This is a genomic window from Wenzhouxiangella limi (assembly GCF_010499265.1).
Classification (GTDB): Bacteria; Pseudomonadota; Gammaproteobacteria; order Xanthomonadales; family Wenzhouxiangellaceae; genus Wenzhouxiangella; species Wenzhouxiangella limi.
Genome location: NZ_JAAGSC010000044.1, coordinates 250,757 through 277,277 on the forward strand (window position 1 = coordinate 250,757; position 26,521 = coordinate 277,277).

Here is a 26,521-nt window from a genome sequence, read left to right on the forward strand (position 1 = left end):
CGAGCCATATGAAGATTCTTCAGCTGGAAGTTAGATTTATACGCCTGTGTTGTGCGGAGACCGGCTGAGATAAAACAGATTACTTCACAGCGTTTCACTAGACTTCCCTCTTAGAGCTTACTGCTCCTGCAGTGCTTGTTGCCATTTGATGTCCTCAAAGCTCTATTGTCTGGTCATTTCAAGTGTGCCAAAGCACTGAATGGCACCGGAGGCAGTCAGGCGGTTAGTCCAGTTCCCAGTAGCGGTTCCAAGTGGGCCAAATTGAAAATTAAAGCGCCACGCTTCAATAAAATGCTGCGTCTGCGCGTCAACCAATCCTGCGTTGATAATCTCCCGAGGGTCATCGATGTCTAACTCACTTCCTCGGCGCATGACAATAGTGTCCAGATAGCCGCCCAACAAGTCGGTGACCGTTACAGTGATATCAATCGATGCGCATCCTAGCGACGGGTCTATAGCCGGATCAGGCGTCATGACACCACTCCAGCTCCCCCAAAGCGTAGAATCGGGTGGAACAACAAAAGAATTGGGGCACGGAATGATGATTCCATCGGAATTCTGACACACCAGCTTCTCATCAAAAGTTTGATTGCTGAGCAGCACGTCCAAAATGAGGCTATTGGCAGCTAAATCGGCGGGGATAGTCAAGGTATCAACCCCGCTAACGGGGTCAACCTGACGCGTGATGCCGCTCAGTAGATTTTCCAAGGCGGTTATTCTGGAGGCATTTGCGTCTGCCGTAGCCTGTGCAGCGGCGGCAGCGGCTTCTGCCGCGGTGGCGTCTGCGTCCGAACCAGCTGGGCCCTGTGGTCCTTCGGGGCCTTGAGGCCCAACTGGACCTACCTCACCTTGTGGCCCGGCGGGGCCCGCTTCACCCTGCGGCCCGGCTGCGCCTTCAGGCCCGGCGGGGCCCGCTTCACCCTGCGGACCGGCTGGGCCTTCCGGCCCGGCGGGGCCCGCTTCACCCTGCGGCCCGGCTGCGCCTTCAGGCCCGGCGGGGCCCGCTTCACCCTGCGGCCCGGCTGCGCCTTCAGGCCCGGCGGGGCCCGCTTCACCCTGTGGACCGGCTGGGCCCTCGTTTCCGGAAAGTGCAAATGTTGCTACAGGTGCCGCTGTTACACGCTGTCGAGGATTCAAAACGACACCATCAACAGTTATTTCCAGCCAGCGCTCACCTGAAATAAAAGCGTCTCTTCCAAAATCCAACTCAACCTGAAACAGTCCCTCTTCAACTGGATGGCTCTCAAATAACTGAGTCTGGCCGACTTGGTTTCCATCAGAATCCGCGTCAAACAGCTTAAAGTGCAGATCAACCGAGCCCGAAAAAGGAGACCCCGCCGAGCGGAGCTGTCCTTGGTAGCTGATTGTTGATTGCTCAACAGCCGAAGCGCTCAGTACGATGCTGAGCGTAAAGAGAAAGACGAAAAGTTTCACTTGATGCTCCCTACCTACCATGCGTCACCCAGTGGATGCTGAAGGAAATCGACGCCACAGTCAAGTGTGTTTGCTGGCTCAGCACAGATGTGTCTTATCAACCCCTAAATCTCGCTGGCGGCTCCGGAGCTGTTCCATGTGTCCATTCCTTGCAAAATGTGTCTCGGAGCGCAAGTACCAACTCCCCCCACGCCTTGATCGTTTCCGGCAACCTCTCCGGATTAACTATGGTGGCGGCTGGCGAACTGCTGTGCCTGTGTGCGCTCATGAGACGATGGTAATGGTCTTGCCACTATTTGGCTACCTCTCACCTTCAGACACCGCTGTATTTTGCTGGGTTTGAAGGTCGACGTTCTTAAGCCTAAATCTATCCCGGAAAATTACATCTGGTTCTTCTAGAAATGCTGCCCAGAAGCCTCCCGTCATTTGCCAAGTTGCGCTAGCGAGTTCCTGTCCGCTGCTCGCATCCCATTGGGCAATCGAGCCACTCGCTATGTATGCTCCAGTTGCAGACTTTGCCTCGACCATCGTTCCACCTGATATGCCCGACCAAGCGATGCAAAAAGTCGGACCACAAGTCGGTTCAGCACTACCCGGAGGTGTGGCCAGCGCAGACAGAAAAATTACCCCAAGGGCTACCGCTCTCATCGGGAAGCCTCGGAAGCTAATTGTCGATCTTCTAGTAACAACGCTTCCAGTGCAGCGATGCGTTCTAGAAGCTCGGTATTCTGAGCTTCCAGTGATGCAATTTTAGTTGCCATTTCGGCATCCATCGATGTGCCAGCCAAACGGTCGGTCGAGCTTTCCGCCTCGAGCACATGATTTTGAGTAACTGCAGTTTCATCAGCACAGTCAAACACGCCTGTTGCGGTATTGAGGCGGCAGGTTAAATTGTCTACAACGAAGCGAATTCCACCGTTAGCCCTTACAGCGAATTCATTGGCTGCTTCGGAGTTGAAGAATCCGCCGGAGTCGTCAGCAAACAGGAAAACCCCGTTGTGGAGAGCATCAACAACTGCACCTCGACCGGCAGCAAAACTATACTCGCCAGCTGCAGAGTTCTCTCGGCCACCGGGGATCGCTGAGTAAGCCCCTATTGCTCTATTCGAAAAGCCACCGGCTACGGTAGATGAATTCGATTCCGCTCGGTTTTGCTGCCCCCCACCGATAGCTGAGCCATTACCTGAGGCTGTATTTATATAACCACCTGAAACTGTTGAGAAAATCTCTGTTGCCTGATTGACTGAACCGCCTCCGACAGCTGAACTTTCACCACTCGCAATATTGGTCACTCCGCCCCCTACAAACGATCTCAGACCAATGGCTTCATTCTGTTGTCCCCCACCTACCGTAGAGAGGGCGCCAAGCGCATTATTCTGGGCTCCCCCTAGCACCGCCGACCAATCGCTTTCGGTTCTGTTAGTTTGCCCACCCGCTATTGTTGAGAATAGGCCAATCGCCTGATTCGCTCCTCCGCCACCGACGGTAGAAATTTCTTGGCTTGCAACATTGTTTACTCCCCCACCAATGGATGCCCTAAAGCCGCTAGCAACATTGCCCTGACCGCCCACCACTACGGCTTGCACACCGGATGCGATGTTGTCAACGCCTCCACCAATAACCGTCCAAGCCTCTAATGATTGATTAGAAGAGCCTCCAGCTATCACGGACGAGTTCCCGGATATTGCATTGTCGGCTCCACCGCTGATAACCGAATCTGAGCCAGCAACGGCATTGCCCCGGCCCCCGCTTATAGTTGAGTCGCCGCCGCTGGCAGAATTATTGCGCCCGCCTCCGACGGTTGCAGCACCTACACTAGCGACATTGGCCACGCCTCCTCCAACAACTGATGCACCTCCACTGGCAGTATTGTTGAGTCCTCCACCAATTGTCGAGTCAATCTCTGTAGCCTTGTTTCCCCGACCTCCGGACACGGTGGCCGTCAGCCCGAGGGCTTCGTTATCCAGACCGCCCGAAACGACTGAGGCTCTCTCAGCTGTCCGATTGCTAAAACCGCCCCCAATCACTGATTCGTCGCCGCCAGAAATATTCTCGGCGCCGCCACCGACCGTTGATTTGTTGCCGCCAGCAATATTCTCGGCGCCGCCACCGACCGTTGATGTGTTGCCCAAAGCTTGGTTTCGGGCACCACCGCTGACCACTGTATCGAATCCCTCGGTGCGATTCGAGATGCCTCCGGATATCGCTGATAGTCTCCCAGCTGCTCGGTTATCATATCCTCCTGAAACAGCTGACCCCTCTCCAACAACATTCGGTAACCCGGCTACACCTCCACCCGCTATTGTCGACCCCGAGTGATTGTTCAAGACGAAATTCTCCTCGTGTCCACCAACAATGCTTGGTGGTCCGGCGGGGGATGGAGAGGGGACAACTCGGATAGCACTTCGGTTGTTAACCCTCACATCTAGCGTCGTAGCATCGGTTGTGCCGATAAAGGCCTGCTCGGAAGCCGTTCCGCTATTACCTGACAAAAGCCAGGCTGGAGGCCCCTCAGGAGCACCAAGAGCCCTCACCGCTAGCGGAACAGCGCGGACTTGCTGTCGGGGAAGTAATGCTTCGTTCTCTACGTAGATTGCCAGAAATACCGGGCCTTCGTCATAAACGCTGCCGAAGTCGAGTTCAACCTCGAATACCCCATCAGCGACGTCAACACTCGGCACCCCCACTGGTCCAGCCAGTAGTGTCCCGCCTTCCAAAGCGTCATACAGCTCAAACGCCATCGCAGCCTGACCCTCGAAGGCTCCGTCAGCGGTCTCAAGCTTCCCTTGATACTTAATGGTGGTATCTGCCCAGACAGGCGATACAACGACAAAAACCAAAGCTGCTGCCCACAATTTCATCACTGACTCCCATTTCAATCTGCCAACATATTCAGGGTAGATAATTAGTCAGGAGGTGTCGAGTGTCAAGTCTGGACGTTGACGGATTCGCAGTTGAGTGAATTTTATTCAATAATCAAGCTTTCCGTTGAGGGAAATCTTCGCTCCCTATTGGGGAGAGTAACGCTGACAGAATGTCTACCGCTGCGCTACTGGGATACCTCGATCCTTTCCGGCCACTGTTGGCACAGAAGGGCACTCGCGATATACTGTATATATATACATTTATGAGCCGCTAGTCATGGCCAATGGTTCAGCAGGACGCCCGACCAAGTACACACAGAAGCTTGCCGACGAAATCTGCACCCGTCTGGCCGGTGGCGAGCCGTTCAGCACGATCTGCCGGGACGAGCACATGCCGGCGTTCTGCACCCTCTGGCGCTGGGAGCGGGCTCATCCCGAGTTCAAGGCCCAGACCCGCATGGCGCTGGAGCACGGGACGCACTTCCTCGCCAGTGATTGCTTGCGGATCGCCGACAACACCCAGATGGACGTGCCCAACCGGAAGCTGATGGTCGACACCCGGATGCGTCTGATCGGCAAGTGGAACCGGAAGGGTTACGGCGACAAGGTCGAGGTCGAGGAAGTCAAGACCGTGCAAGACCTGACTGATGACGAACTCCGAGACGCCATCAAGCAGAAGTTCCGAGAAATGGCGGCGAAGGGTATCGACGTGCGGGAGATGGTGAACAACCTAACCTGAGTTGTCAGCGCTCACTCTCGGCCTTGGCGAGCAGCCTCCAGAACACCAGCAGCGTGACTCCGAAGCCGATCAGGAGAAGACCACCCAGTAGGAAGGGCAGCATCCAGAAGACAATCGACTGATCGGCGGCACCGGCGACAGACCATGCCTCGAACGCATACAAGCCGACGGACACTGCTCCAGTGATGATCAGGATGCCGCCCATCAGAAGTAGTGCGAGGGCCCGGACACTTTTGCTTCGATTGGTCATTCCTGATCTACACGGCTGAGATGGGTGGCGGCGCGTCGACGATCCGACTTGGGTCTAGCATCGCAGAAATGCGCCTGATTGGTCTGCCGGGCCATCGACCAGCGATAAAGGCATGAGTTTCAGTGATTGCGGCATGCTTAGGACCGGCAAAGATCGCCAGCCATCAACTCCTCCCGACACAAACCCGTCGGGCTTCCATGCGGCCAAGCGGACCGTGACCAACACTTGCAGATTACTCTCGATACGCCAGTTCCGGTAGCTCGTAGGTTAGAGACTCAAACGCCATCTCTATCTCACGGTTGCCAAGGTCGGCATCCATAATTTCGTCCACGATGGTGTCCATGGCCATTGCCGCTTCCCTGCTGACCGGGTTTTGGTCTTTGACGTATCGGGAAAGCTGAGCTTTGTACGACCACCATTCCGCCTCGCTTACTTCCCAGATTTCACGATTTTTGCCATACGGTGGTGCCGGGATGATGGGCTCGTACGCGCCTTCAGGGGAATATTTTTCAGAAAGCTGCGGCGGATGTCGCAGCGGGTTGTGGCCCGAATCTGTTAGACCCCTTAGGGGAATATCTTTGTTTAACCGCTCGGACAACTGTTTGCTCTCCTGACCTGTTTGGATGGACAAGTCAGGTGCATTAGATACCTGTCCCGGCGGACAAGTATCATGAATTACTCGGTGTTGCATTCGGCGCCGGTTCTTCTGTCTCGACGACTCGATATAGGCCCACTTCCGGAGGTCCTTCATGCGCTTGCTCACAGTCTGATCTGTGCAACTCGCATACTGCGCGATGGTCTCCTGAGTGGCATAACAGCCACTGCCATTCTTGCTGAACCGGTCGAAGTAGGAGATTACGCCCAGCACCTTCAGGTGCGAGCAAGAAAGTCGCCCATCGGCAAAGGCTCGCATGGGTATCGCCCCGAAGTAAGCTGTAGGTTTTTTATGCTTCGTCATGGCGCCCCCCGGAGTCTTCCGCGAGGTGAAGTCAACCGCCTGACCAATCCAGTTCCGCGGGGGATGATCAGGTCGGGCCGCGATCGCGGCCCACTGATCTCCGTCTGGTGCCCTGTTCGCAGCAGGGCCCGGCCTTCTCGTTTCTGGCTCATCCCGACGCCTCCTCTACCAGCACCCCGGCTGATGTGGTCGACGATTGGTCTGTTTTTCGGCAACTAACCGGTCTAAAACGCCACAGCGGGCATTGGGTGGAGGGACATGCCTCCACCTGCTGCCGCCACGTTCCCGGTCCGCCGATTGGGTCATAAATGCACTGCCGGCACATGGCGTTGATGGCTTGTGATCTGGTGCGGGGTAGGGTCATGCCGGCCCCTCATGCTTGGTTTGGCCGCCTAACTCGATGGCCTCAATTTGCGCCGGCGTAAAGGCGTCCCGACCACAGATTCTGATTGGCTTTGGCAGATTGCCTGACTTGATGTTCCGGTAAATGGTTGAAGGGTGCCTGCCCCAACGTTTTGCGATCTGCGGAATGGTCAGCGGATGCTTTATGGGCGGCATCCCAGTAACGGCGTTGTGCGTCATTTCGCTTGCCTCTGAAATTGATTGCAAGCGAAGATTAACGCCCGACTCTCTGGCGCCTTGACAGTTATCGGGTCGATTCGAGACCTTGTTTTGTCAAGCGCTGGGCAGCTTCTTTTACCGTGCGTCTCAGTCGGCCCTGCGCCGCCTCCCCTCGACGCTCGACATCCTTCCCAATACTGGGCGCTTTGATGCCAGCCTGCTCAAGAACCAACTTCACAAATTCACACGTCCTGTCCAAGTCTTCCAAGTCGTTGGATGAAGGGTCCAGTCCAGCATCCATGGCAATCTGAATTAAGGAAGGAATGAGGTATTGGTCCCGGGTATCTGTCTGCGTCCTCTGGGTATGAACAACACCGTTGATGCCGAGATGCGACCCCTGCTCAACATTCCTAATTGCCCGTTCGGTGGCTTCAAAAAGTTCGATGGTCTGAGCCGCAAATTTGGCCGGGTCGTCACTGGTTGGGTCAAGTTCTGCGCTCAGGCCAGTGATAAGAAATGCACTTTCATCCTGCTGGAGCTTTGCGCAGACCGCGCCCAAGTCCCCGCGCAGTTGCTGCAGCCAAGCCAATAACTGGCGGTGAGTCGGGGCAGTATCCCGAGAGAAGAGGCGCCCATCTTCGTAGCAGTCCAGCCTGAGTTGAATCGAACTTCGAAGGTCGTCAGGCTCGATTTCAGGAAGGGTTGCGTATATCTCTGCCCACAAGTCATGGTTAGCGCTCATGCGAAGCGCTCCAGTTTGACAACCTCGCCAGCTGCTGGACTGCTGAACAAGAAGCGGTGCCAGTCGGCCATCAGGCGCGCCCGCTTGGCCAGCAGTGAACCGCGTCGATAGGCTTTCTCGGTCGCCGATGGGATCGTATGTGCCAACGCCTGCTCACAGACCTCGTGCGCGTAATTGGTCCTCTCGCTGGCCCAGTCTCGAAAAGTGGAGCGCAGACCGTGGATTGTCTCGTCACGACCGCAGACCCTTAAAACCTTGGTCAAAGCGGTCGAGGAAAGCACCTTGCCTCTGGGAGACGGGAATACCAGCCCCCTGCGCGCCGGCAAATCGTCCAGCAACGCCAAGGCGGCATCGCACAGCGGGACTGTATGCTCCTGCTCGGCTTTCATCCGTGAAGCGGGCACGGTCCATGTTCGCGCTTGGAGATCAATCTCGCTCCACTCCGCGCCACGCACCTCGCCCGACCGTGCGGCCGTGAGCATTAAGAACTCGACAGCCTTCGCCGCCACGCCCTTTCGCTTGCGTATCTGCGCGAACATCCCCGGCGCATCATCGATCGGCACTGCTGCGAAGTGCTCAACCGCCTTCAATTTGGTGGGCTTAGGCAGAATCGCGTCAAGGTTGCCCTTCCACGCAGCCGGATTCTGACCTGACCGATAGCCGGAAACGGTTGCCCAGTTAAGTACCGATTCCACGCGCCCACGGACACGGGTGGCGGTCTCGGTCTTCGATGTCCAAATTGGGTTCAACAACTCGACGATGTGTACAAGCTCGATCTTGTCTACCGGCAGATCACCGATGACCGGGTGTGCATAGGTTTCCAACGTCGACCGCCACTGAGCTGCATGCTTAGGGTTCCGGAACTCTTTTACCTTCTGCCGGAGCAACCGATCAGCAGCGTCTGCGAAAGTCAGGCGCTTTGCACGTGCGGCTTGCCGTGCGTCGCGTTGCGCTTGAGCGTGCTCTATCGGGTCGACGCCTTGCCGGACCAGTGCTCGGGCTTCGCGTGCGGCTTGCCGTGCGTCAGCCAGCGGCACATCCGGGTAGCCGCCCAGACCGAGGTGGCGGCGCATGCCGTCTAGGTGGTAGCGCAGCACCCACGACCGTGCTCCGGTGGGTTTCACATACAAGTGCAGGCCGGCAGGGTTGCCGACTGCGTGCGACCCGGGCCGGGTGAGTCTCTTGACCGCCAGCGCGTTTAATTCCTCCGCCTTCTTTGGCATTCTGCTTTCCGTTCTACCTTCCGAAGTGCAATTATACGCTAGGCTGTGCTAGTGCATGCAATTGTTCGCGAACAGGCCGAATCGGCTCGAGTGCCCTATATTGCTGGCCTCGTGCAGGTTTGTGTGCAGGATTGCGCGGGTGTGCTAGTATTCGCGATATCGTAAAAAGTCAGACCCCCTCTCCGCCATTTATCCTGGGAGTTTTGCAATGACGATTCTCATTCTTGGTTTGTTGCTGTTCCTGGGCATCCATTCGATTCGCATCGTCGCTGAGCCAGCGCGCACCGGGATGGTCGAGCGCATGGGTCTGTGGGGCTACAAGGGCGTCTATAGCGTCTTTGCGGTGGTTGGCCTGGTGCTGATCATCGTTGGCTACGGGCAGGCCCGGCTTGACCCGGTAATCCTTTATCAGCCGCCCCAGTTCCTGACCCACCTGAGCATGCTGCTGATGGTGTTTGTCTTCCCGGCGTTTCTGGCCGCCTACTTCCCCGGCCGGATCCACGATGCGCTCAAGCATCCCATGCTGGTGGCGGTGAAGGCCTGGGCGATTGCGCACTTGCTCGTCAACGGCACCCTGGCCGACGTGCTGCTGTTCGGCGGGTTTTTGGTGTGGGCGGTGTTTGACCGGATTTCGGTCAAGCGGCGCGCCGACGGCGGATCGGACCTGGCGCTGCCCCGCTGGGGCCTGAACGACGCGATCGTTGTCGTAGGCGGTCTGGGCATCTACGTCGCTTTTGCCTTCTGGCTGCACCCGATCCTGATCGGCGTCCCGGTTTTCGGCTGATCGCTGCAACAGGCGCACGCACCGCTCGAGCGCCTTTGGTATGATCAGGCCGCTGCTTTCCGGAGGGGTGGCAGAGTGGTTGAATGCACCGGTCTTGAAAACCGGCAAGGGTTAGCGCCCTTCGTGGGTTCAAATCCCACCCCCTCCGCCAATTCATTCAGCAAATACCCGACTTGCCGGCGCAAATGCCGGCCCAACGGATTACGCCGGGCGGGCAACGGGCACTTCGCAACGCAACTCACAGCCCTGATCGGGTGCGCTGCGCAGTTCCAGCCGGCCGCCGACGAGTTGCATGCGCCCGCGCATGTTGATCAGGCCGAGGCCAGGTGTCGCCGAGTCTGGATCGAAACCGTTGCCGTCGTCCTTGATGCGCATGACAACCCTGTCCTCCTCGCCTCGAAGATCCAGCATGATCTCGCTGGCTTGCGCGTGCCTGATTGCATTGCTGAGCGCTTCCTGGGCGACTCGGTACAGGGCAAGTTGCGCTTCATGTTCCAGGTTGTCGCCGCAGTTCTCGACGGAGCAGGAACCGCTGATGTCCGTAGAAGACAATGACCGGTCGATGATGGACTCCAGTGCCTTGGCGAGGCCCAGCCTTTCGAGCATGTGGGGGTGCAGTTCATGCGACAGGCTGCGGACCGTATTCAAGATCTCGACGCACTGGTCGGCCATCTCTTGATCTCTGGCAGCGCGCTGCCCGACATCGGATCGGGGATCGGTCCGGCCAGGGCCAACCAGGTGATTCTTGATGATGAGCAAACCGTGCCCGACGCTGTCGTGCAGCGCCCGGGAGATGATTGCACGTTCCCGTTCCTGGGTGCTGACCAGTTGGCGTGAGAAGGTGCGTTGCGCCTCCAGTGCCTGCTGCTCAAGGCGTCGATTTTTCGCGTTCAGCACGTTGATCCGATCGGCTAGCGCAAACGACAGCAAGGTCGCTTCGAGCAGGGCGCCGACTTCGGCAGCATGGACAGTGAACATCGTGCTGGGCACCAGATCCATGACGCGCAGCTGGTGGATCAGCAGGCCGATGAAGAAACTGATGAAGGCCAGCAGCAGGAAACGAGCTTCAGAAATACCTGATCGCCAGGCAGACAGGGCCAGCATCAGGTAGGTAAACAAGCCGGTGTAGGCAAGCACGGTGGTTGCCAGAATCAATTGTTCGTAGGGCGCACCGGCGATGGCAAGAACCATGAGCAAGACAGCGACAACCGACAGGCTGCCACCGAAACGCCGGACGAGCGGTCGGAATCGGGCCGCGCGGAGAAAGCCGAAGCAGAACGCCAGACCAAAAATCACCGAAAGGCAGGGCGCGATGATGATCATCGTATTCGACAGCCCATCCGAACTCGGCCACAAAAACCGCGCTGCATGGCCGGTGAATGCGGCTAGAAACAAGGCAATACAGGTCACGTATGCCGAGTAGTAGAGGAAGTTCCGATCGCGCAGACCCAGAAACACGAAGAAATTGAACAAGGCCATGATGGCCAGGCTGCCGAAAAACATCCCGTACCAGGCCGAGCGTGCCGCGAGGTCGCCGCGGTACTCAGCCGCGGTTGCCCACAGGATGCGGAAGTTCAGGTACCCGCCGGTGCGCACCCGCAGCAGGGCCGTCACCTTGTCGCCAAAAGGCACAGGGAAGCTGAAGCGAGCATCCGCCAGGGGTCGCACCTTGAAGGGACGGGCGTCGCCGGCGGCGTAGTGTTCCAGCAGCCGGTCGCCGCGATAGAGCCAGACGTCGACTTCATCGAAGGTCGTCATCGGCACCATGAGGACGCAGCCGCCCGGGTCATTGCAGGGTGGCAGCGTCAGTTGCTGCCAGTGGCTGGTATTCATGTCGGTCGCCACGACCGCTCGATCTTCGCTGTCGTCATGGCCGGCCAGGCGTTGCCGCGCCTGTTCTGGCGCCAGGGTCTCGGTGGTCGCCAGCCGATGCCCGCCTTGGGTGAGGTCGAAGGTCTCGCCGTTGCCAAATCGGCCTTCGCAACCGGTCAGCCAGAGGCAAATCAGTAACAGGACGAACCGGCCAGAACCATTGGGGCGATAGCCTTGGCGCGTGCCGGTTCGTGCAGCTTTCTGCTTCATCGAATTTGCTATGGCCTGCACTGCGACTTTGCCATAATTACAGCCGAAAACATGGCCGCAATGCAAACGGACGCAGAAGGCTTCAGATGAACGCCCCGCAAAAGACTCTAATGATCGCCGATGACCACCCGATCTTCCGCCAGGGACTGAGGAAAATCCTGCAGCGGCTTGACTGGCTTGAAGTGGTCGCCGAGGCCGAAAGCGGCGACTCGGCACTGGCGCAAATGCGCTACCTGCAACCGGATATGGCCATGCTGGACCTGGCCATGCCCGGCACGGATGGGCTCAAGGTACTGGAGAAGTGCCGCGAGTTGCACCCGCAGATGCAAGTCATCATTGTCACCAGCTACGATGATCCTGCCTACCTGGAGCGGGCCATGGAGCTGGGCGCCCGCGGCTACGTGGTCAAAGATAGCGCCGGCGAAGTCCTGGTCGAGTGTCTCACGACCGTCGCTGCCGGCAGCGTCTACATCAGCCCTTCCCTGAACAGCTGCGCACCGCAGCCACCGGCCCTGGCGGCCGGGGTCGCCGAGGAGCTTGACCTGCTGACCGATGCGGAACGCCGGGTGCTCAGTGGCGTGGCCGATTTCAAGACCAGCAAGGAAATCGCGCGCGAGCTCGATGTCAGCTACCGCACGGTGCAAAACCACCGCGCCAACATTGCCGAAAAACTGGGACTGACCGGCCGGCACGCGCTCATCCGTTTTGCGCGGACCCACCGCGAGGCACTGGAAGGGGCCGGTCCGACCTGAACTAATGAATCGCCATGATATGAGTATTGATACTCAGGCCATGGGGTTTTGTTCTTATTGCGCGGGCACTCTCATCTTCCTACGCTTGCTTCAAGTCGTGCTGGCGCTTTGGCGGTAACCCGCTCGCGTACCCCAATGAAATGCCAGGGTTGTGAATCTGTGCCAAACAATGACACGGTCACCGTAAAACGTCACATCATTCAGGAGGAGGCTTCTATGCCAACACCGATATCCGTTCAGACCGCGCCAACCAGCGCGGTCCCGCTGCGATCGACGGGGTTGACAGAGGAGCCGGCCTCACCGACGGTTCGGCCTTGGCGCAGATCCTGGCATGTTCTGCTGGCCTTGGTCCCGCTGAGTGTCTTGCTGCTGGCAACGCCAGTTAATGCCGCAGAGTTTGTTGTCAATGATCCGGGCCTGCTTGGTGACTTGAATGAAGGTGATGGGGTGTGCGAAACCGGCAACGGCACATGCACTTTGATCGCAGCTATCGCGGAGACCAGGGCAAGTGCCGGGCCGCATACCATTACCATTGCCGTCCCTGGGCCAATCGGTTTTCCGGGTGGCATTTTGCCCGATGATCTGACGCTGCGATCCTCGGAAGACGTGGATGTCATCCTGCGTGGAGGTGACTTGCGGGTTGGCGAGAGATCGAGCATTGGCGATACGTCACCCTCGTCTGGGTTTCGGATCGAGGGCAATATCTTCATCTGGGGCGAAGACAGTGCGGTTCGCAACAACATCATCGTCAGAAATGATGATCCCGTGGAACAAGGATTCGGTATAGTCGAAGTCATGGACGGATCGCCGTCGAATGCGGAGCAGCGGAGAGCAGACCGCGCCATCTTGGAAAATAATGTGTTTTTCAACACAGGCAAAAACATTTCCGTGATCCAGGTGAAGACCAATGACGCTGTTATCCAAGGTAACGTTATTGGCTTCGATGAAGACGGCAATGTCGCACCCGGTGATTCTGGCATTGCTTACGGTATTTTGGCCCTATCGAGCCAAAGGCTTACCATCTCCGAAAACCTGATTTATGGTTATGGAGTTGGACTTGTCGTGTCTGAGCTCGAGAATTCGATGATCGACAACAATCTTATTGGCAATGTGAAAGGTATCGCTGATGCCGGAGCTACAGGTAGCGGGCCGGTTTTAGGTAATGGCATCGTTTCTGCAAATGGATTTGGTAATAATTTCCGCGGAAATATCAGTAATGGCCATGCTTTGAATGGCATTGCCCTTTTAAGCAGCACAGATGCGGTGCTGGTCGATAATGAATTCAGCGACAACGGCAATGCCGGTATTGTCACCGATGCCGAATCGACTGGATACAGATTTGAGCTGAACCGCCTGGTCAACAACGGCGGGCTGGCGATTGACGTCTTGAATGACGGCATCATCAATAATGCTGTCGATGACGGCCTCCCCAATCCGCCGAGCATTGTCGTGACCGGCGAGAACGGTATCCAGCGGTTTGAAGGGACGTTCTCCGATCCGGAGTTTGTTGATGATTTTGCAACCGTCTGTTTCTCGGCGTCGACCAGCTGTCCCGGCGCTGTCAGCGGTGAGTCCGACTCTGAATTCCCGCTGTTCTGTCAGGATGCGGTGCTTGACACGGCGTCGGGCGAGTTCCTGATTTCTGCCGCGATTGCGCCTGATGAGATCGTGCCTGCGGGCCGCTTTATCACGGCCACGGTCACAACCTCGGCCGGCACCTCGGAGCTGTCGGAATGTGCGGAAGTGCCCGAGCTGGTCGTTGTCGAGCCGTTGGAGTTTTATCCAGTCAATGCCTGGGTGCTCAACCCCAGAAGCGCCAAGTCGCTGCTCGGGGTGTTCCTGGGCTCTGAAGTCAATGATGTCACCACCGTCGAGATTGACTCGCTGCGCCTGGGGGAGGCCTCCGGTTCGGTGGTTTCGATGCCGGACTTCAACGAGGATGGCTACACGGACCTGATGGTGCGTTTCCGCGGCCGCGATACAGGCGCGGAATGCGGCGACACCGTGCTGGTGCTGACCGGTGAGCACGCGTTCGGCGCATTCGAGCGCGAGCTGGACTTGCGCACGGTTGGCTGCTCAGGCAAAGGGAAAGGCAAGGACTAGCCCGGCCCAGTCGGCGAGACCCTGCTCGTGGTCTCGCCGCCCCTTCGTTGGCGGTCCCGGCAGCTGCTACACTTGAGCGCACAGGGCGGCGCGTGTCGTCCTGCCAACCAAATTCCTGCTGCTCGAGGTTCGTCCAATGCAAGCATTCAAGTTGGCTGCGCTGATCCTGCTTTTGGGTTTGTTCGGTTCGGCGACCGTCGTCGCCGACAGTTATGAATCGACCATCCAGGTCTTCCGCGAGGCCGGTCAGAGCGGCCGGTATTTCGGGGATGCTTATGGCTATGCCGTATTTCCCACCATCGGCAAGGGTGGCCTGGGGATCGGTGCGGCGCGCGGAAAGGGGCGCGTTTACGTCGATGGACAACCGGTTGGCGAAACCACCATGACCCAGCTCTCGATCGGATTCCAGGCCGGTGGCCAGGCCTACAGCCAGATCATCTTTTTCGAAGACGAGCGCGCGTTCCAGGATTTCGCTTCGGGCAATTTCGAGTTCGGTGCCAATGCCAGCGCGGTGGCGATCACCGCGGGCGCGTCGGCAACGGCCGGCTCGACCGGGGCCAGCGCCGGCGCCAGCGGTGGTCAGAACGATGCCACGACCGCAAGCCGCGGCTACTATCGCGGCATGGCCATTTTCACGGTCGCCAAGGGCGGGTTGATGTACGAGGCTTCGGTCAGCGGCCAGAACTTCAGCTACCGACCGCTCTGAGGCGGCACTCAGCGCGAGCCCGTCTTTTCGGGCGCCTCAAAGAGAGCGAATCCGTCCGCCCTGGTAGAAGCAGAGTCGGTTCCGGCCGCTGGACTTGGCTTCGTAGAGCGCCTTGTCGGCGGCGTTGAGCAGCATATCGGGGTCATCGAATGCCGGCTCGCGCTCGGCGATACCCATGCTTGCAGTGACCCGGATGGCTGTACCGGCCTGGTTGATCGTGGCCGACTCCAGCCTTCTGCGCAATCGCTCGGCGGCAACGATGAGATCGCGCAGGCCGGAATTGGCGCTGATCAGCAGAAACTCTTCCCCGCCGATGCGGGCCATGGTCTCGTCCTCTCGCGTGGCGCTCTTGAGCATCGACGAAACGGTTTTAAGGACCTGGTCTCCGGCCGCATGGCCATGCTTGTCGTTGATCTGCTTGAAATGATCGATGTCGATCATGATCACGGCAATCGGTTTGTCGTTGCGCTGGCTCTGGCACCAGGCCTGTTTGAGCGCCTGCATGGCCGCGCGCCGGTTCGGCAGGTTGGTGAGGTGGTCAGTCAGCGAGAGCACCTGCTGATGGCGGTGGGCCAGGGCCAGCTCCCGGGCGATCCGGCGCAGCTCGCTGCGGTCCTTGCGCCAGGCCCGGTCCAGGCTCAGAACCCGGCGAACGGGCACGAGGCGGGCACGCAGTTCGGGTGGGGAAATGTCGGCGGGCACGACGTCGTCGGCGCCGGCTTCAAAGCTTTCGATTACCGCTGACTCGTCCGGCGGCGCCACCACGCAGATCAGGTACACCGAGCTTCCCCACTCGGTGGATCGAATCAGGCGGCAGAGGCGATGGTCGCTGGCCGGGAACACGTAGAAATCCGGCCTGGATTCCATCGAGATCCGAAGGGCTTCATTCTGGTCTTTGCAGATCGTGACCGACACACCCAGCTCGTCCAGGCGGCTCTCGAGCCTGGCAACTGCAGGATTGCCGTCGATGAGAATGGCGCGCAGCCTCCTCTGCCGCTCGCTCCCTTCAGGTTCGGTCGCTTCGGTCAGCTCGCTGTCTTCGTCTTCGTAGCTCGGGGTATCGCGCACCGGCAGCTCCAGCAGCTTGGACCATTCTCGCCATTCCTCCAGGCCCCGGTTGAAGACGGCGCCCAGCGACTCTTCCTCGAGCCCGATCTTGGCTGCCAGTGACTTGTTGACGATGCCCTGACGACTGCGGTCGGCCCCGGACTGCAGGGCCATGTCCGCGAGACAGTGGGCCAGGTGCAGCAGGTTGGCGAGCTTGCCCGGCCGCGATTGCGGGTCGAAATCCGACTGCTGCGGATCCTCGTGGTACCGGGCCGGCTCGGCCAGCGCCTGCGGGACGCGGTAGTCCAGCATCAGCGCCTCGGACAGCTCGTTGTGATCGATGCCAAACTGCTTCAGCTCGGCGGCGGCGAGATTTTCCGGATTCGATTCCAGCAGCAGGGAGTACTGCTCGGGATAAATCGTGGACAGGGCGAGAATGCCGATGCGGGCCAGCAGCCCGCAGGCAAAGAGATCCTCCGGGGGTGCCAGCCGGGTTGCGTGGGCGAGTCCTCGCGACAAGACCGCCATGAGCAGACAGTGCGACCAGTAATTGTCATAGTTGAAGGCCGGGCACTCGCCCTCGCTGTTGGTGTCGATCAGCGAAAAGGCGACGGCCAGCTGACCGACCGTCTGCATGCCGACCCGGACGATGGCTTCGGGAATGGCGGCCACGGCACGGTTGCCCATCGCCGCGGAGTTGGCGAGCTTGAGCAGGCGGCCGCTCAGGGCCGGGTCGGCCTGAACCAGTCGTGAAAGCTGCTGGACGGTGGTTCGGTCGTCTTCCCACAGCTCCATGATGGCCAGAGCGACACCGCTCGGGCTGGGTAACCGGTCACCCGCGCTTTCCAGCAGGGCTCTGGCAGAAGACGTCATCGCTTGGATTTCATTGATTTTTTATTGCGGCCGGAAGCCGTTGTGATGCGTGCTGGTGGGCAAGACTTTACCAGTTGACCTGCCGAATCGCAAAATGATTTGTGCGGGGCGCGGCCGGTTGGCGGCGAGCAGCCGGTGATAAAATGCCGGTTTTACACAACAAACGAGGAACGAATCCATGGGGTATGAACACATCAAGCTGCCGGAATCCGGCGACAAGATCCGGGTCGACAATGGCCGGCTGGTGGTCAGCGATCAGCCTATCCTGGGATTCATCGAAGGCGACGGCATCGGCGTGGACATCACCCCGGCGTGCATGAAAGTCTGGAACGCGGCCGTGGAGAAGGCCTACGGCGGCAAGCGCAAGGTGCACTGGGCTGAGCTCTACCTGGGCGAGAAGGCCGGCGGCATCTACGGCGGCGATTATTTCCCGGCCGAGACCCTGGAAGCGGTCAAGGACCTGGTCGTGAGCATCAAGGGCCCGCTGACCACGCCGGTGGGCGAGGGCTTCCGCTCGCTCAACGTCTCCCTGCGCCAGACCCTCGACCTGTACGCCTGCGTGCGGCCGGTCAAGTACTACCAGGGTGTCCCATCGCCGCTGAAAAAGCCTGGGGAAGTCGACGCGGTGATCTTCCGCGAGAACACCGAGGACGTCTATGCCGGGCTGGAGTACGAGTCGGGCTCGGACGAAAATCGCAAGCTGGCGAAGTTCCTGCGCGAGGAAATGGGTGCCGACTTCTTCGAGGATGCCGGTATCGGCATCAAGCCGATTTCGGCCTATGGATCCAAGCGCCTGGTACGAAAAGCCATCCAGTACGCCATTGACAACGACCGCAAGTCCGTCACCCTGGTGCACAAGGGCAACATCATGAAGTTCACCGAGGGCGCGTTCCGCAAGTGGGGCTACGAGCTGGCGGCCGAGGAGTTCGGTGACGTCACCATCACCGAAGACGAGCTGTGGGAAAAATACGACGGCACAGCCCCCGACGGCAAGATCGTCATCAAGGACCGCATCGCCGACATCATGTTCCAGCTCATGCTGCTGCGCCCGGCCGAGTTCGAGGTACTGGCGACCATGAACCTCAACGGCGACTATCTGTCCGATTCGCTGGCCGCCGAAGTGGGCGGCATGGGTATCGCCCCGGGGGCCAACATGGCCGACAACGTGGCGGTGTTTGAAGCCACCCACGGCACCGCGCCCAAGTACGCCGGCAAGGACATGGTCAATCCGTCCTCGCTGATGTTTTCCGGCTGCATGATGTTCGACTACATCGGCTGGCCGGAAGTCACCAGACTGATCGAGCAGGCCTTTGAAAAAGTCGTCGGCGACAAGGTCGTGACCTACGATTTCGCCCGCCAGATCGATGGGGCGACCAAGGTTGCGACCAGCGGTTTTGCCGACGCCCTGGTCGAGGCGATCCAGCAGTCTTGAGCTCCGGGGGTCAATGGGAACAGGCTCGCGCCGCCCTGGCCGAGCCCGATCCGCCGGCCAAGTGCCGCCGCGTGGCCGCGCTGTGGGCGCAGGTCGCCAGCGGCCAATGGGTGCCGACCGATCCCGGCCCGCCCGGCGATCTGCCCTGCGGCCGACCGCAGCGCCCGGAAATGGTCCCGCCGTCGCAGCTGCCGCGGCGCGGCCTGGGCAGCGTGGAGGGCCGTCAGGCGCTGATTCATGCCATCGCCCACATCGAGTTCAACGCCATCAATCTGGGCCTGGACGCAGCGCTGCGTTTCCCCGGCATGCCCGACGGCTTCTATCGCGACTGGCTGTCCGTGGCCGCCGACGAGGCGCGTCATTTCGCCATGCTCAACGCCCGTCTCGGCGAGCTGGGCACCACCTACGGCGACCTGCCGGCCCACAACGGGTTGTGGGAGATGGCTGAAAAGACCGCGCACGATGTGCTCATCCGCATGGCGCTGGTGCCGCGCGTGCTCGAGGCCCGGGGCCTGGACGTCACGCCGGGGATGATCGATCGGCTGGCCGCGGTCGGTGACGAGGAGACCGTGGCGCTGCTGCAAGTCATTCTTGAAGAGGAAGAAGAGCACGTTGCCATCGGCAGCCGCTGGTTTCGAGCCCTGTGTGCCCAGCGGAAGTTGGAGCCGGAGGCCACGTTTCGGCGCTTGCTCGAAGAGTACTTCAATGGACCGCTGCGCGGCCCGTTCAATCTGGATGCCCGCCGGCGCGCCGGCTTCAGCGCCGAAGAAATCGATCAGCTTGCGGCCATGGATCGGGCCGACCAGCCGGCATGAAGCGTCTCAAGGCCGCCCTGGTCCAGGCCGAGCTGCGCTGGCAGGACCCGCAGGCCAACCGCGCCCACCTGTCCGAACTGATGGATCGCAGCCCGGGCGCCGACCTGTATGTCCTGCCCGAGACCTTTACCACCGGTTTTCTCGGCGACGCCGGGCGCGGTGCCGAAGAATTCGACGGACCGACGCTGGCCTGGATGCGGACCGAGTCTCGCAGGCGCTCGGCGGCCGTGGCCGGCAGCGTGGCCCTGACCGATGCCGACGGCTTGCGACGCAACCGCATGGTTTTCATGCCGCCGGACGGTGACCCTGGCTGGTACGACAAGCGCCACCTGTTTTCTTTCGGTGGGGAGGATGAGCGCTACACCGCCGGCGCTGCGCACACAGTGGTGAGCTGGCGGGGATGGCGAATCGATCTGCAGATCTGCTACGACCTGCGCTTTCCGGTCTGGTGCCGCAACGATCGCGACTTCGACCTGCAGCTGTTCGTGGCCAACTGGCCCAGTCCGCGCGTGGAAGCCTGGCGGCTGTTGCTGCAGGCCCGCGCGGTCGAAAACCAGGCCTTCGTGATCGGCGTCAACTGCTGCGGTCGCCTGGGCAACGGCAACGCCTATTCGGGTCGCTCGGTGGCCTTGGACGGCGCCGGAGAACGGTTGCTGGAGCTGGGGTCGCAGGAGACCGTGGACACGGTGACGCTGGATCGCGAGGCGCTGCAGTCGCTTCGAAAAAAACTGCCCTTTCTTCAAGACCGCGATCAGTTCCGGCTCGAGAACTAGGTTTCTTTGCTTGTTGTTCAGTCCAGGCGGGTGCGAATCACGCCCACGCCCAGTCCCTCGATGGCGAAATCGTCTGCGGCGGTGACGCGGATCGGCTCGAGGCGCTGGTTGGCCGGGTCCAGCCAGGTGCCGCGGCCGCGCCGGCGCAGGCGTTTGACCGTGACCTCGTCGCCGAGACGGGCCACCACGATCTGTCCGCTGCGTGCTTCCGGGCTGCGGTGGACCAGCAACAAGTCACGGTCGAAAATCCCGGCCTCGATCATGGAGTCGCCTTCCACCCGCAGGGCATAGTCGGGAGCGGGCCGGAACGCGCTCCCGTCCAGGCGGATTTCATCGTCGTGGTTTTCCACCGCCAGCACCGGCGTGCCGGCGGCGACGCGACCGATTACCGGCAGGCTGAGCGCCGAGGCGCGTGAATCCGCTCCCGCCGGCACGATGCCCCTGGCCTGGTTGGGGCGCAGCTCGATTGCACCGTGCCGTGCCAGCGCCTGCAGATGGCACTGGGCGGCGTTGGGCGAGGCGAAGCCGAAGTGGGCGACGATGTCGGCGCGGGTCGGCGGCAGTCCGCGCTCGCGCAGCTGCTGCTCGATGAATTCAAGAATCTCGCGCTGACGCGCCGTCAGGTTCATCCGGTAACTGTATCAAAAAACAGTCATCAACCGTCAGTACCACCACGGGCCGTAGTACGGCCACCAGGGGCCGTGATACCGATAGCTGTCGGCGTAGACGACGTCAGGCCGTTCGGGCCACAGATAGATGGCCTCGGCCGACAGGCGCGGATAGCGATAGACGTACTCGCCGATGGTGTCATCGACAAAGCCCTGCAGCCGGCCCACCACGGTGATTTCGCGGCCACTGGTAAAAACCTCCGGGTCACGGAATCCGGCGCGACAGGCCAGGAAGCGGCCGTGGGTGACGTCGCCGCCGGTCGGTCGCAGGCTGCGGTCGAGGTCGCGCGCCAGGATCTCGATGCAGGTCTCGCTTTGGCCTGGACGGGTATCGACGATGCTGCCGCCCCAGCGGACTTCGGCGCCGACCGAGCGGTCCGTGGCCTGGTCGGGCTGGAAGTCGGCAAACTCGCCGGCCAGCGGGGCCGGAATACTGGCGCATCCGGCCAGGCCCAGCAGGGCGAAAACCAGCGCTGTGGTTCGGATCAGAACAATGGAAAAAGTGGGCATGGTCGATACCTGGCAATGTGATTGCGGAAACGAAGAGTTTGACCGATCGGCTGTCTTGCGGTTCATGCTTTGCGCGGAGAAAAATGTCGGGCCTGGGCCAGGAATGCCGCTTCATGGCCGGCGCGATCACCGTAATGAATCCGGCAGTACATTTCGGCCAGAGACCGGAAGGCTGCACCCTGTTGCGGCAGCGCGGCCTCGACCCGGGCGGCAAACTCCAGCGGGGTTTCTGCCGGGTGCTTTGCCAGGTTCAGCCGACGCAAACGTCCCAGCATGCCGTGCCAGGCGCGCTCGGCCGGCGTGCGGCGCGCGGGGCGCGCCTGCCGAAGCAGAAAATAGTTGATCGGTGCCGTGACTATCAGCAGGACCAGCAGCATCAGCACCGCAATGCGCTCCGGCGTCAGGTCCGGCAGCCCGAGCCGCTGCAGAAAGTCGCGCTGGCGGTCGTGGTCGAATCCGAGCACCCAGCGGTTCCACAGGTGCTGGATACGGTCATAGCGATTGCGCAGCTGCGCCAGCCAGTCGAAGTTGAACACGGCGCCGGGCCGCTCGATCACGCTGCCCGAGCCCTGCTCGATCCGGTCCGGCGAGACCGCGGCGGTCGGATCGACCCGGGTCCAGCCCGACCCTTGCAGCCAGACCTCGGTCCAGGCGTGGGCGTCGGACTGTCGCACCAGCAGATAGTCGCTGCCGCCCTGCCACAGGCCGCCCTGGTAGCCGGTCACGATCCGCGTCGGAATGCCGGCCGCGCGCATCAGAATGGCGAAAGCCGATGCGTAGTATTCGCAGTAGCCCGAGCGCAGGTCGAACAGAAATTCATCGGCGCCGTGGCGTCCCAGCGGTGCCGCGCTCAGGGTGTAAAAGAATTCTTCCTCGCGGAACCAGCGCAGCACCGCCGCGATCAACTCGCGATCGTCGGGATGGCGCTGGCGCAGTTCGGCGGCCAGTTCCAGGGTTCTGGGATTGCGGCCGTCCGGCAGCCGCAAGGCCAACGAGCGGGCACCGTCGGGCAGGGTGGGCATATCGACAAAGTCGGGGTTGGAGACCAGCTCGTAGCGCGTCAGGGCCGTGATCGGATGGCGGTTGAGGAGCTGGTGGTCGACGGTGACGGTCGCGTTGTCCGGGGCGCGGACCGGGTAGTCCAGGGCAAACAACCAGCGGCGCTCGTGCGGTTCGAGCTGGATCGAGTAGTGCCGCGCGGCTTCGCCTTCGGGCACGAAACGCCGCCGGGGCGCGTCGCCGGAAAACGGGCTGGTCCAGGTACTGCCGTCGAAATTCCACAGAACCGGACCGCGCCAGTAGCGCTCATCGGGCGGCGGAGGCCGACCTTCAAACTCCACCCGAAACGCCGGTGAGTCGTCGAGGAAAAGGTTGCTGATGCTGCCCGGCGACATGTCGTCCGACAGGCCGGTGCGGCCGTCCAGAACCTGGTCGGGCAGTCCCCACAGCGGCTGCGCCAGGCGCGGAAACAGCACGAACAGGGTCAGCGCGACCGGCATGGCCATCAGCAGCAGCACCGCGCCGTTGCGAACGGCGGCGGCCTGGGCAACGGGCGCCGCGCCGGCCGGTCGACCATGGATATCCTGAATGCGAACCAGGGCAATGGTCGCTGTCAGAGACCCGACCACCAGGTAGCCGAGGTAGATCAGCTTCTCGCTGAACAGGAACTGGGTGGCGATCAGGAAAAAGCTGACCGAGGCGACCAGGCGCAGGTCGCGCATGCTGAACATCTCCATCATCTTGGCGGCCAGCATCACGCACAGCAGCGCGGTGGCGGTCCTTCGGCCCCACAGGCCGCCAAAGGCAAGCACGATCAGCGCGATGGCCATGCCGGTGAGCAGCAGTCGCAGCAAGGCCGGCGGTCGAGAACCCCTGTTGCGCGCCACCACCAGCCGCCAGGCGCAGGCGCCGACGATGAAGCCGGCCAGCCACGGTGGCATGGCGGCCAGGTGCGGCAGCGCAGCGATGAGAAAGGCCGCGATCGTCCACGCGACCGCATTGAATGGCAAATGCCTGGGTGCCGGATGCGCCACTGGCGGTCTACTGGAACTCGGCCAGAGCGCGCAGGCACCGCTGCAGGTGCGCATCGTCCCGGCCCGGACCCAGCGTCTCGGGGCCCAGGCGCAGGGTCCACGCGCGCTGCTGCTGGTGAGCGGTCAGGACCCAGGCCGTCAGCACGCCGATGCGTTGCTCAAGGTCCTGGCCCGGCGTTTGCGCGAGGTCCAGCGCCAGATGGCGTGAGCGCGGCCGGCGCAGTTCGCGCGCCAGCAGGGTGTCGTGACGCTGGCTGGCTTTCCAGGCGACCCGATGCAGCGGATCCCCCTCGCGCCACTTGCGCAGGCTGTAGAACTCGTCGCCGTCGGCCTGGGGCTGGTCCAGCTGGCCTTCGCGCCGGCCACCGCCTTCCGGCAGCGGTGGCGGGTTCGTGGCCGGCCGTGGCCAGACCAGAATGGGCCGTTCCGGCCAGAACCAGGACCAGGCTCGAAACAGTCCGACAGGCTGACAGGTCTGGACGCGACACCGACCGGGTTGCAGCCAGCCGCGGTGATGCGTGGGCAGCGGCAGCTGCACCTCGCTGACGCCGTTTGCGGGGATGGAAACGATCTGCTCGTTGTCATCGAGCGCAACTTCCAGGCCCGGTCGGGGCCGGCCTGCGTTGCCGGCCAGGCTGACCAGCAGGAGTGCGCTTTGTCCGGCAAACACCGGTGCTGCGCCGGTGCGCAGAATGCGCAGGCCTTCGAGATTGCGGTAGGCGATGAGCATGGAGTTCGAGCCCAGCCCGGCGACGATGAAAGTGGTCAAAAGGCCGAGATTGTTGTTGAAGTTGAGGCTGCCCATCAGCATGGCGAACATCAGCGCGCCGAGCAGCCAGCCGAAGCGGGTCGGCAGAATGAAGATCTGGCGGTAGCGCAGGGTCAGCGGTGGGCGGGTGGGGCCGCGGCGAACAATCCAGGCGTTGAACCAGCGCCGCGGCAGCCCCTGGGACGGCTGTCCGGACGCGGAACGGGCGCTGTCCATCAGGGCACGGCGGTGTTGGCGACGATTTCTTCGACGATGCTGCGGCTGTCGAGCCCGGATTCCGGTAGCGGCTGCAGGCGATGCCCGGCCAGGAACGGAAAGATCTGCTTGACGTTCTCGGGCAGGCAGAAATCCTGGCGTCGGACCAGTGCGTGGGCGCGCGCGGTGCGAATCAGCGCCAGCGCCGCTCGCGGTGAAAGCCCTGCGCGCAGGCCCGCATGATTCCGCGTGGCGCCGATCAGTGCCTGGATGTAGTCCAGCACCGGTTCGGCCACGTGCAGCGCTTCGGCCTGCGCAACCAGGGCCAGCACCCGCTGGCTGTCGAGCTCAGGCTGCAGCGTTTCGAGAAGCTGGCGCCGGTCGGGTTCGACCAGCAGCCGTCGCTCCTCGGCCGCAGAGGGGTAGCCGATGGAGGTGCGCAGCAAGAAGCGGTCGAGCTGGGAGTCGGGCAGCGGATAGGTGCCGGCCATGTCCAGCGGATTCTGGGTGGCGATGACGAAAAAGGGCCGGGGCAGGGTGTGGGTCTTGCCGTCCACGGTGACCTGGCCTTCGGCCATCGCTTCAAGCAGGGCAGACTGGGTCCGTGGCGTCGCGCGATTGATCTCGTCGGCCAGAACCACGTTGGCAAAGACCGGGCCGGGCCGGAATTCGAAAAGCTCGTCCTGGCGGCGAAACACCGAGACCCCCAGAATGTCGGCCGGCAGCATGTCGTTGGTGAACTGCACCCGCTGCCAGCTGCCGCCGAGAACCAGCGACAACGCCTGGGCCAGGGTGGTCTTGCCGACCCCGGGCAGATCCTCTATAAGCAGATGGCCGCCGGCCAGCAGGGCCGAAAAGGCGAGCTCGACGACCGCGGGTTTGTCGACGATCACGCCGTTGACGGCGGCGATCGCCCGCTCAAGATCGCTGTCTGGTGGAGCCTCGGCGCCTGCGGTCGGCGACAGCTCTGGCCGGCTACTCATCCAGCAGTGCGTTGAGCTTTGCGGCGCAGATGAAGTCGTTCTCGCTCAGGCCGTCGATGGCGTGCGTGCTGAAGTGCACCAGGCAGAAGTTGTAGCCACCCTCGAAATCCGGATGATGGTTTTCCTGGTTGGCCACCCAGGCCATGGCGTTGATGAAGGCCATGGTCTTGTAAAACCCCTTGAACTCGAAGCGACGAAAGATCTGCTTGTGGTGTTCGTCGACCTGCCAGCCGGGGATCTGTGGCAGCAGCTCTTCGATCCGATCCGGTTGCAGTGGCTCGGTGCCACCTTCGCAGGGTACGCATTTTTTTTCGGTCAGGCGTTCATTGGCCATGGTTACGCGGCCTCCTTGTGTTTGGGGGGATAGGTGGGTGTGAACTCGCCGAGCACCCGGGCCTGGCGAATGAGCGCAAGCAGGTCCTCGCGGGCCAGCTTGAACAGGTCATCCATGCGGTCCAGGATGTAGTAGACGGGTTGGAAAATGTCGATTCTGTAGGGTGTGCGCAGCACGTCGATCGGGTCGAACGGGCGTCTCAGCGGTTCCGGGCTTTCCAGCGCATACTCGGTTTCTCCGGGCGATGAGGCAATGCCGCCGCCGCAAATTCGCACCCCCTCCGGGGTCTGCAACAGACCGAACTCGACCGTGAACCAGTACAGGCGGGCCAGAAAGATGCGCTCTTCACGGCTGGCGCGGACGCCGGCTTTGCCGTAGGCCTCGGTGAAGTCGGCGAACGCCTGGTGGGTGAGCATTGTCGCGTGGCCGAAGATCTCGTGGAAGATATCGGGTTCTTTTAGATAGTCCATGTCTTCGCGCGAGCGAATGAAGGAAGCGGCGGGAAACTTCTTCTCCGACAACAGCTGGAAGAAACGGTCGAAATTGATCAGCGCCGGCACCGGTGCCACGGTCCAGCCGGTCCTGGCCTGAAGCACTTCTGAGACCTCCGTCGGCTGCGGGACTCGGTCCCGGTGCAGCCCGAGTATGTCCAGCCCGTCCAGAAACGGCTGACAGACGCGGTTGTCGATGATGCGAATCTGGCGAGCGTACAGGTCAGACCAGACCGCATGCTCCTCTTCGGTGTAGGGGATGATGCCGCGGTCGTCCGGGACCTTGGCTTGGTAGTCTGACGATTTGGCCATGTCCGTTCTCCGTAGTGGCAGGTCCCCGATGGTATCACTGCACGGTCAGGGCCCAGGACATGGCAAATTTCCTACAACGCATAGCAAA

Annotated in this window: 24 protein-coding genes and 1 tRNA gene; 9 read left to right on the forward strand and 16 right to left on the reverse strand. The window is 61.1% G+C overall.

What is annotated here, in order from left to right; genetic code table 11:
• Positions 1-162: 162 nt before the first annotated feature.
• Both G3I74_RS14700 and G3I74_RS14705 read right to left on the reverse strand, forming a co-directional pair.
• The gene (locus tag G3I74_RS14700; RefSeq protein WP_203594788.1) at positions 163-1,434 is read right to left on the reverse strand and encodes a collagen-like domain-containing protein; all 1,272 of its coding nucleotides are present in this window, start codon (positions 1,432-1,434) and stop codon (positions 163-165) included.
• A 644-nt stretch (positions 1,435-2,078) separates the two neighbouring features.
• Positions 2,079-3,596, reverse strand: coding sequence for a hypothetical protein (locus tag G3I74_RS14705; protein ID WP_203594789.1), 1,518 nt, complete (start codon positions 3,594-3,596; stop codon positions 2,079-2,081).
• 979 nt (positions 3,597-4,575) lie between these two features.
• Here G3I74_RS14705 and G3I74_RS14710 point away from each other — a divergent pair.
• Complete coding sequence (locus G3I74_RS14710) at positions 4,576-5,037, forward strand: terminase small subunit-like protein (RefSeq protein WP_164212356.1); 462 nt, start codon at positions 4,576-4,578, stop codon at positions 5,035-5,037.
• Between the two features lie 4 nt (positions 5,038-5,041).
• On the opposite strand, the gene G3I74_RS14715 is transcribed toward G3I74_RS14710, so the two are convergent.
• From G3I74_RS14715 to G3I74_RS14735, 5 genes are all read right to left on the reverse strand, one after another.
• Positions 5,042-5,242 (reverse strand): hypothetical protein, encoded by a 201-nt coding sequence (locus G3I74_RS14715; protein ID WP_203594790.1) that lies wholly within the window; start codon positions 5,240-5,242, stop codon positions 5,042-5,044.
• A gap of 277 nt (positions 5,243-5,519) precedes the next feature.
• Positions 5,520-6,245, reverse strand: a complete 726-nt coding sequence (locus G3I74_RS14720) for an HTH domain-containing protein (RefSeq protein ID WP_164212358.1) — start codon at positions 6,243-6,245, stop codon at positions 5,520-5,522.
• A 360-nt stretch (positions 6,246-6,605) separates the two neighbouring features.
• Positions 6,606-6,827, reverse strand: a complete 222-nt coding sequence (locus G3I74_RS14725) for a helix-turn-helix transcriptional regulator (RefSeq protein WP_164212359.1) — start codon at positions 6,825-6,827, stop codon at positions 6,606-6,608.
• 64 nt (positions 6,828-6,891) lie between these two features.
• A complete protein-coding gene (locus G3I74_RS14730; RefSeq protein WP_164212360.1) occupies positions 6,892-7,548 on the reverse strand; it encodes a hypothetical protein in 657 nt (218 codons plus the stop codon).
• A complete protein-coding gene (locus G3I74_RS14735) occupies positions 7,545-8,771 on the reverse strand; it encodes a tyrosine-type recombinase/integrase (RefSeq protein WP_164212361.1) in 1,227 nt (408 codons plus the stop codon). The genes G3I74_RS14730 and G3I74_RS14735 overlap by 4 nt, the downstream gene beginning before the upstream one ends.
• 208 nt (positions 8,772-8,979) lie before the next feature.
• On the opposite strand from G3I74_RS14735, the gene G3I74_RS14740 reads away from it, so the two are divergent.
• Together G3I74_RS14740 and G3I74_RS14745 are read left to right on the forward strand one after the other, a co-directional pair.
• A complete protein-coding gene (locus G3I74_RS14740; RefSeq protein WP_164212362.1) occupies positions 8,980-9,555 on the forward strand; it encodes an NnrU family protein in 576 nt (191 codons plus the stop codon).
• 61 nt (positions 9,556-9,616) lie between these two features.
• Positions 9,617-9,706, forward strand: a tRNA-Ser gene (locus G3I74_RS14745).
• Between the two features lie 50 nt (positions 9,707-9,756).
• On the opposite strand, the gene G3I74_RS14750 is transcribed toward G3I74_RS14745, so the two are convergent.
• Positions 9,757-11,703 carry a sensor histidine kinase gene (locus tag G3I74_RS14750; protein WP_164212363.1) on the reverse strand — a complete coding sequence of 649 codons (1,947 nt, stop codon included), beginning with the start codon at positions 11,701-11,703 and terminating at the stop codon, positions 9,757-9,759.
• Positions 11,704-11,723: 20 nt separating this feature from the next.
• Between G3I74_RS14750 and G3I74_RS14755 the strand changes: the two genes are divergently transcribed.
• From G3I74_RS14755 to G3I74_RS14765, 3 genes are all read left to right on the forward strand, one after another.
• Complete coding sequence (locus tag G3I74_RS14755; protein ID WP_164212364.1) at positions 11,724-12,389, forward strand: response regulator transcription factor; 666 nt, start codon at positions 11,724-11,726, stop codon at positions 12,387-12,389.
• A gap of 363 nt (positions 12,390-12,752) precedes the next feature.
• Entirely contained in the window at positions 12,753-14,492 is a 1,740-nt protein-coding gene (locus G3I74_RS14760) for a NosD domain-containing protein (protein WP_164212365.1), read from the forward strand.
• Between the two features lie 136 nt (positions 14,493-14,628).
• Positions 14,629-15,198 (forward strand): lipid-binding SYLF domain-containing protein, encoded by a 570-nt coding sequence (locus G3I74_RS14765; RefSeq protein WP_164212366.1) that lies wholly within the window; start codon positions 14,629-14,631, stop codon positions 15,196-15,198.
• 36 nt (positions 15,199-15,234) lie between these two features.
• Here G3I74_RS14765 and G3I74_RS14770 read toward each other — a convergent pair whose 3' ends face one another.
• Positions 15,235-17,118, reverse strand: coding sequence for a sensor domain-containing diguanylate cyclase (locus tag G3I74_RS14770; RefSeq protein WP_164212367.1), 1,884 nt, complete (start codon positions 17,116-17,118; stop codon positions 15,235-15,237).
• Positions 17,119-17,296: 178 nt separating this feature from the next.
• Between G3I74_RS14770 and icd the strand changes: the two genes are divergently transcribed.
• From icd to G3I74_RS14785, 3 genes are read left to right on the forward strand one after another with little or no spacing between them, the layout of a single operon-like run.
• Positions 17,297-18,550, forward strand: coding sequence for an isocitrate dehydrogenase (NADP(+)) (gene icd, locus G3I74_RS14775; RefSeq protein ID WP_164212368.1), 1,254 nt, complete (start codon positions 17,297-17,299; stop codon positions 18,548-18,550).
• Positions 18,547-19,365: a ferritin-like domain-containing protein gene (locus G3I74_RS14780; protein ID WP_164212369.1), complete on the forward strand. Its 819-nt coding sequence runs from the start codon at positions 18,547-18,549 to the stop codon at positions 19,363-19,365. Before icd ends, G3I74_RS14780 begins: the two co-directional genes overlap by 4 nt.
• Positions 19,362-20,138, forward strand: coding sequence for a nitrilase-related carbon-nitrogen hydrolase (locus G3I74_RS14785; protein WP_164212370.1), 777 nt, complete (start codon positions 19,362-19,364; stop codon positions 20,136-20,138). The genes G3I74_RS14780 and G3I74_RS14785 overlap by 4 nt, the downstream gene beginning before the upstream one ends.
• Positions 20,139-20,155: 17 nt before the next feature.
• Here G3I74_RS14785 and lexA read toward each other — a convergent pair whose 3' ends face one another.
• From lexA to phhA, 7 genes are all read right to left on the reverse strand, one after another.
• The gene (gene lexA / locus G3I74_RS14790) at positions 20,156-20,767 is read right to left on the reverse strand and encodes a transcriptional repressor LexA (protein ID WP_164212371.1); all 612 of its coding nucleotides are present in this window, start codon (positions 20,765-20,767) and stop codon (positions 20,156-20,158) included.
• 33 nt (positions 20,768-20,800) lie between these two features.
• Positions 20,801-21,316 (reverse strand): Slp family lipoprotein, encoded by a 516-nt coding sequence (locus G3I74_RS14795; protein WP_203594791.1) that lies wholly within the window; start codon positions 21,314-21,316, stop codon positions 20,801-20,803.
• Positions 21,317-21,378: 62 nt separating this feature from the next.
• On the reverse strand, positions 21,379-23,325 hold the full coding sequence (locus tag G3I74_RS14800) for a transglutaminase TgpA family protein (protein ID WP_164212372.1): 1,947 nt from the start codon (positions 23,323-23,325) through the stop codon (positions 21,379-21,381).
• Between the two features lie 31 nt (positions 23,326-23,356).
• Positions 23,357-24,334 (reverse strand): DUF58 domain-containing protein, encoded by a 978-nt coding sequence (locus G3I74_RS14805; protein ID WP_164212373.1) that lies wholly within the window; start codon positions 24,332-24,334, stop codon positions 23,357-23,359.
• Entirely contained in the window at positions 24,334-25,296 is a 963-nt protein-coding gene (locus tag G3I74_RS14810) for an AAA family ATPase (RefSeq protein WP_164212374.1), read from the reverse strand. The genes G3I74_RS14805 and G3I74_RS14810 overlap by 1 nt, the downstream gene beginning before the upstream one ends.
• Entirely contained in the window at positions 25,289-25,630 is a 342-nt protein-coding gene (locus G3I74_RS14815; RefSeq protein ID WP_164212375.1) for a 4a-hydroxytetrahydrobiopterin dehydratase, read from the reverse strand. The genes G3I74_RS14810 and G3I74_RS14815 overlap by 8 nt, the downstream gene beginning before the upstream one ends.
• Positions 25,631-25,632: 2 nt before the next feature.
• A complete protein-coding gene (phhA, locus tag G3I74_RS14820; RefSeq protein WP_164212376.1) occupies positions 25,633-26,433 on the reverse strand; it encodes a phenylalanine 4-monooxygenase in 801 nt (266 codons plus the stop codon).
• Between the last annotated feature and the right edge of the window lie 88 nt (positions 26,434-26,521).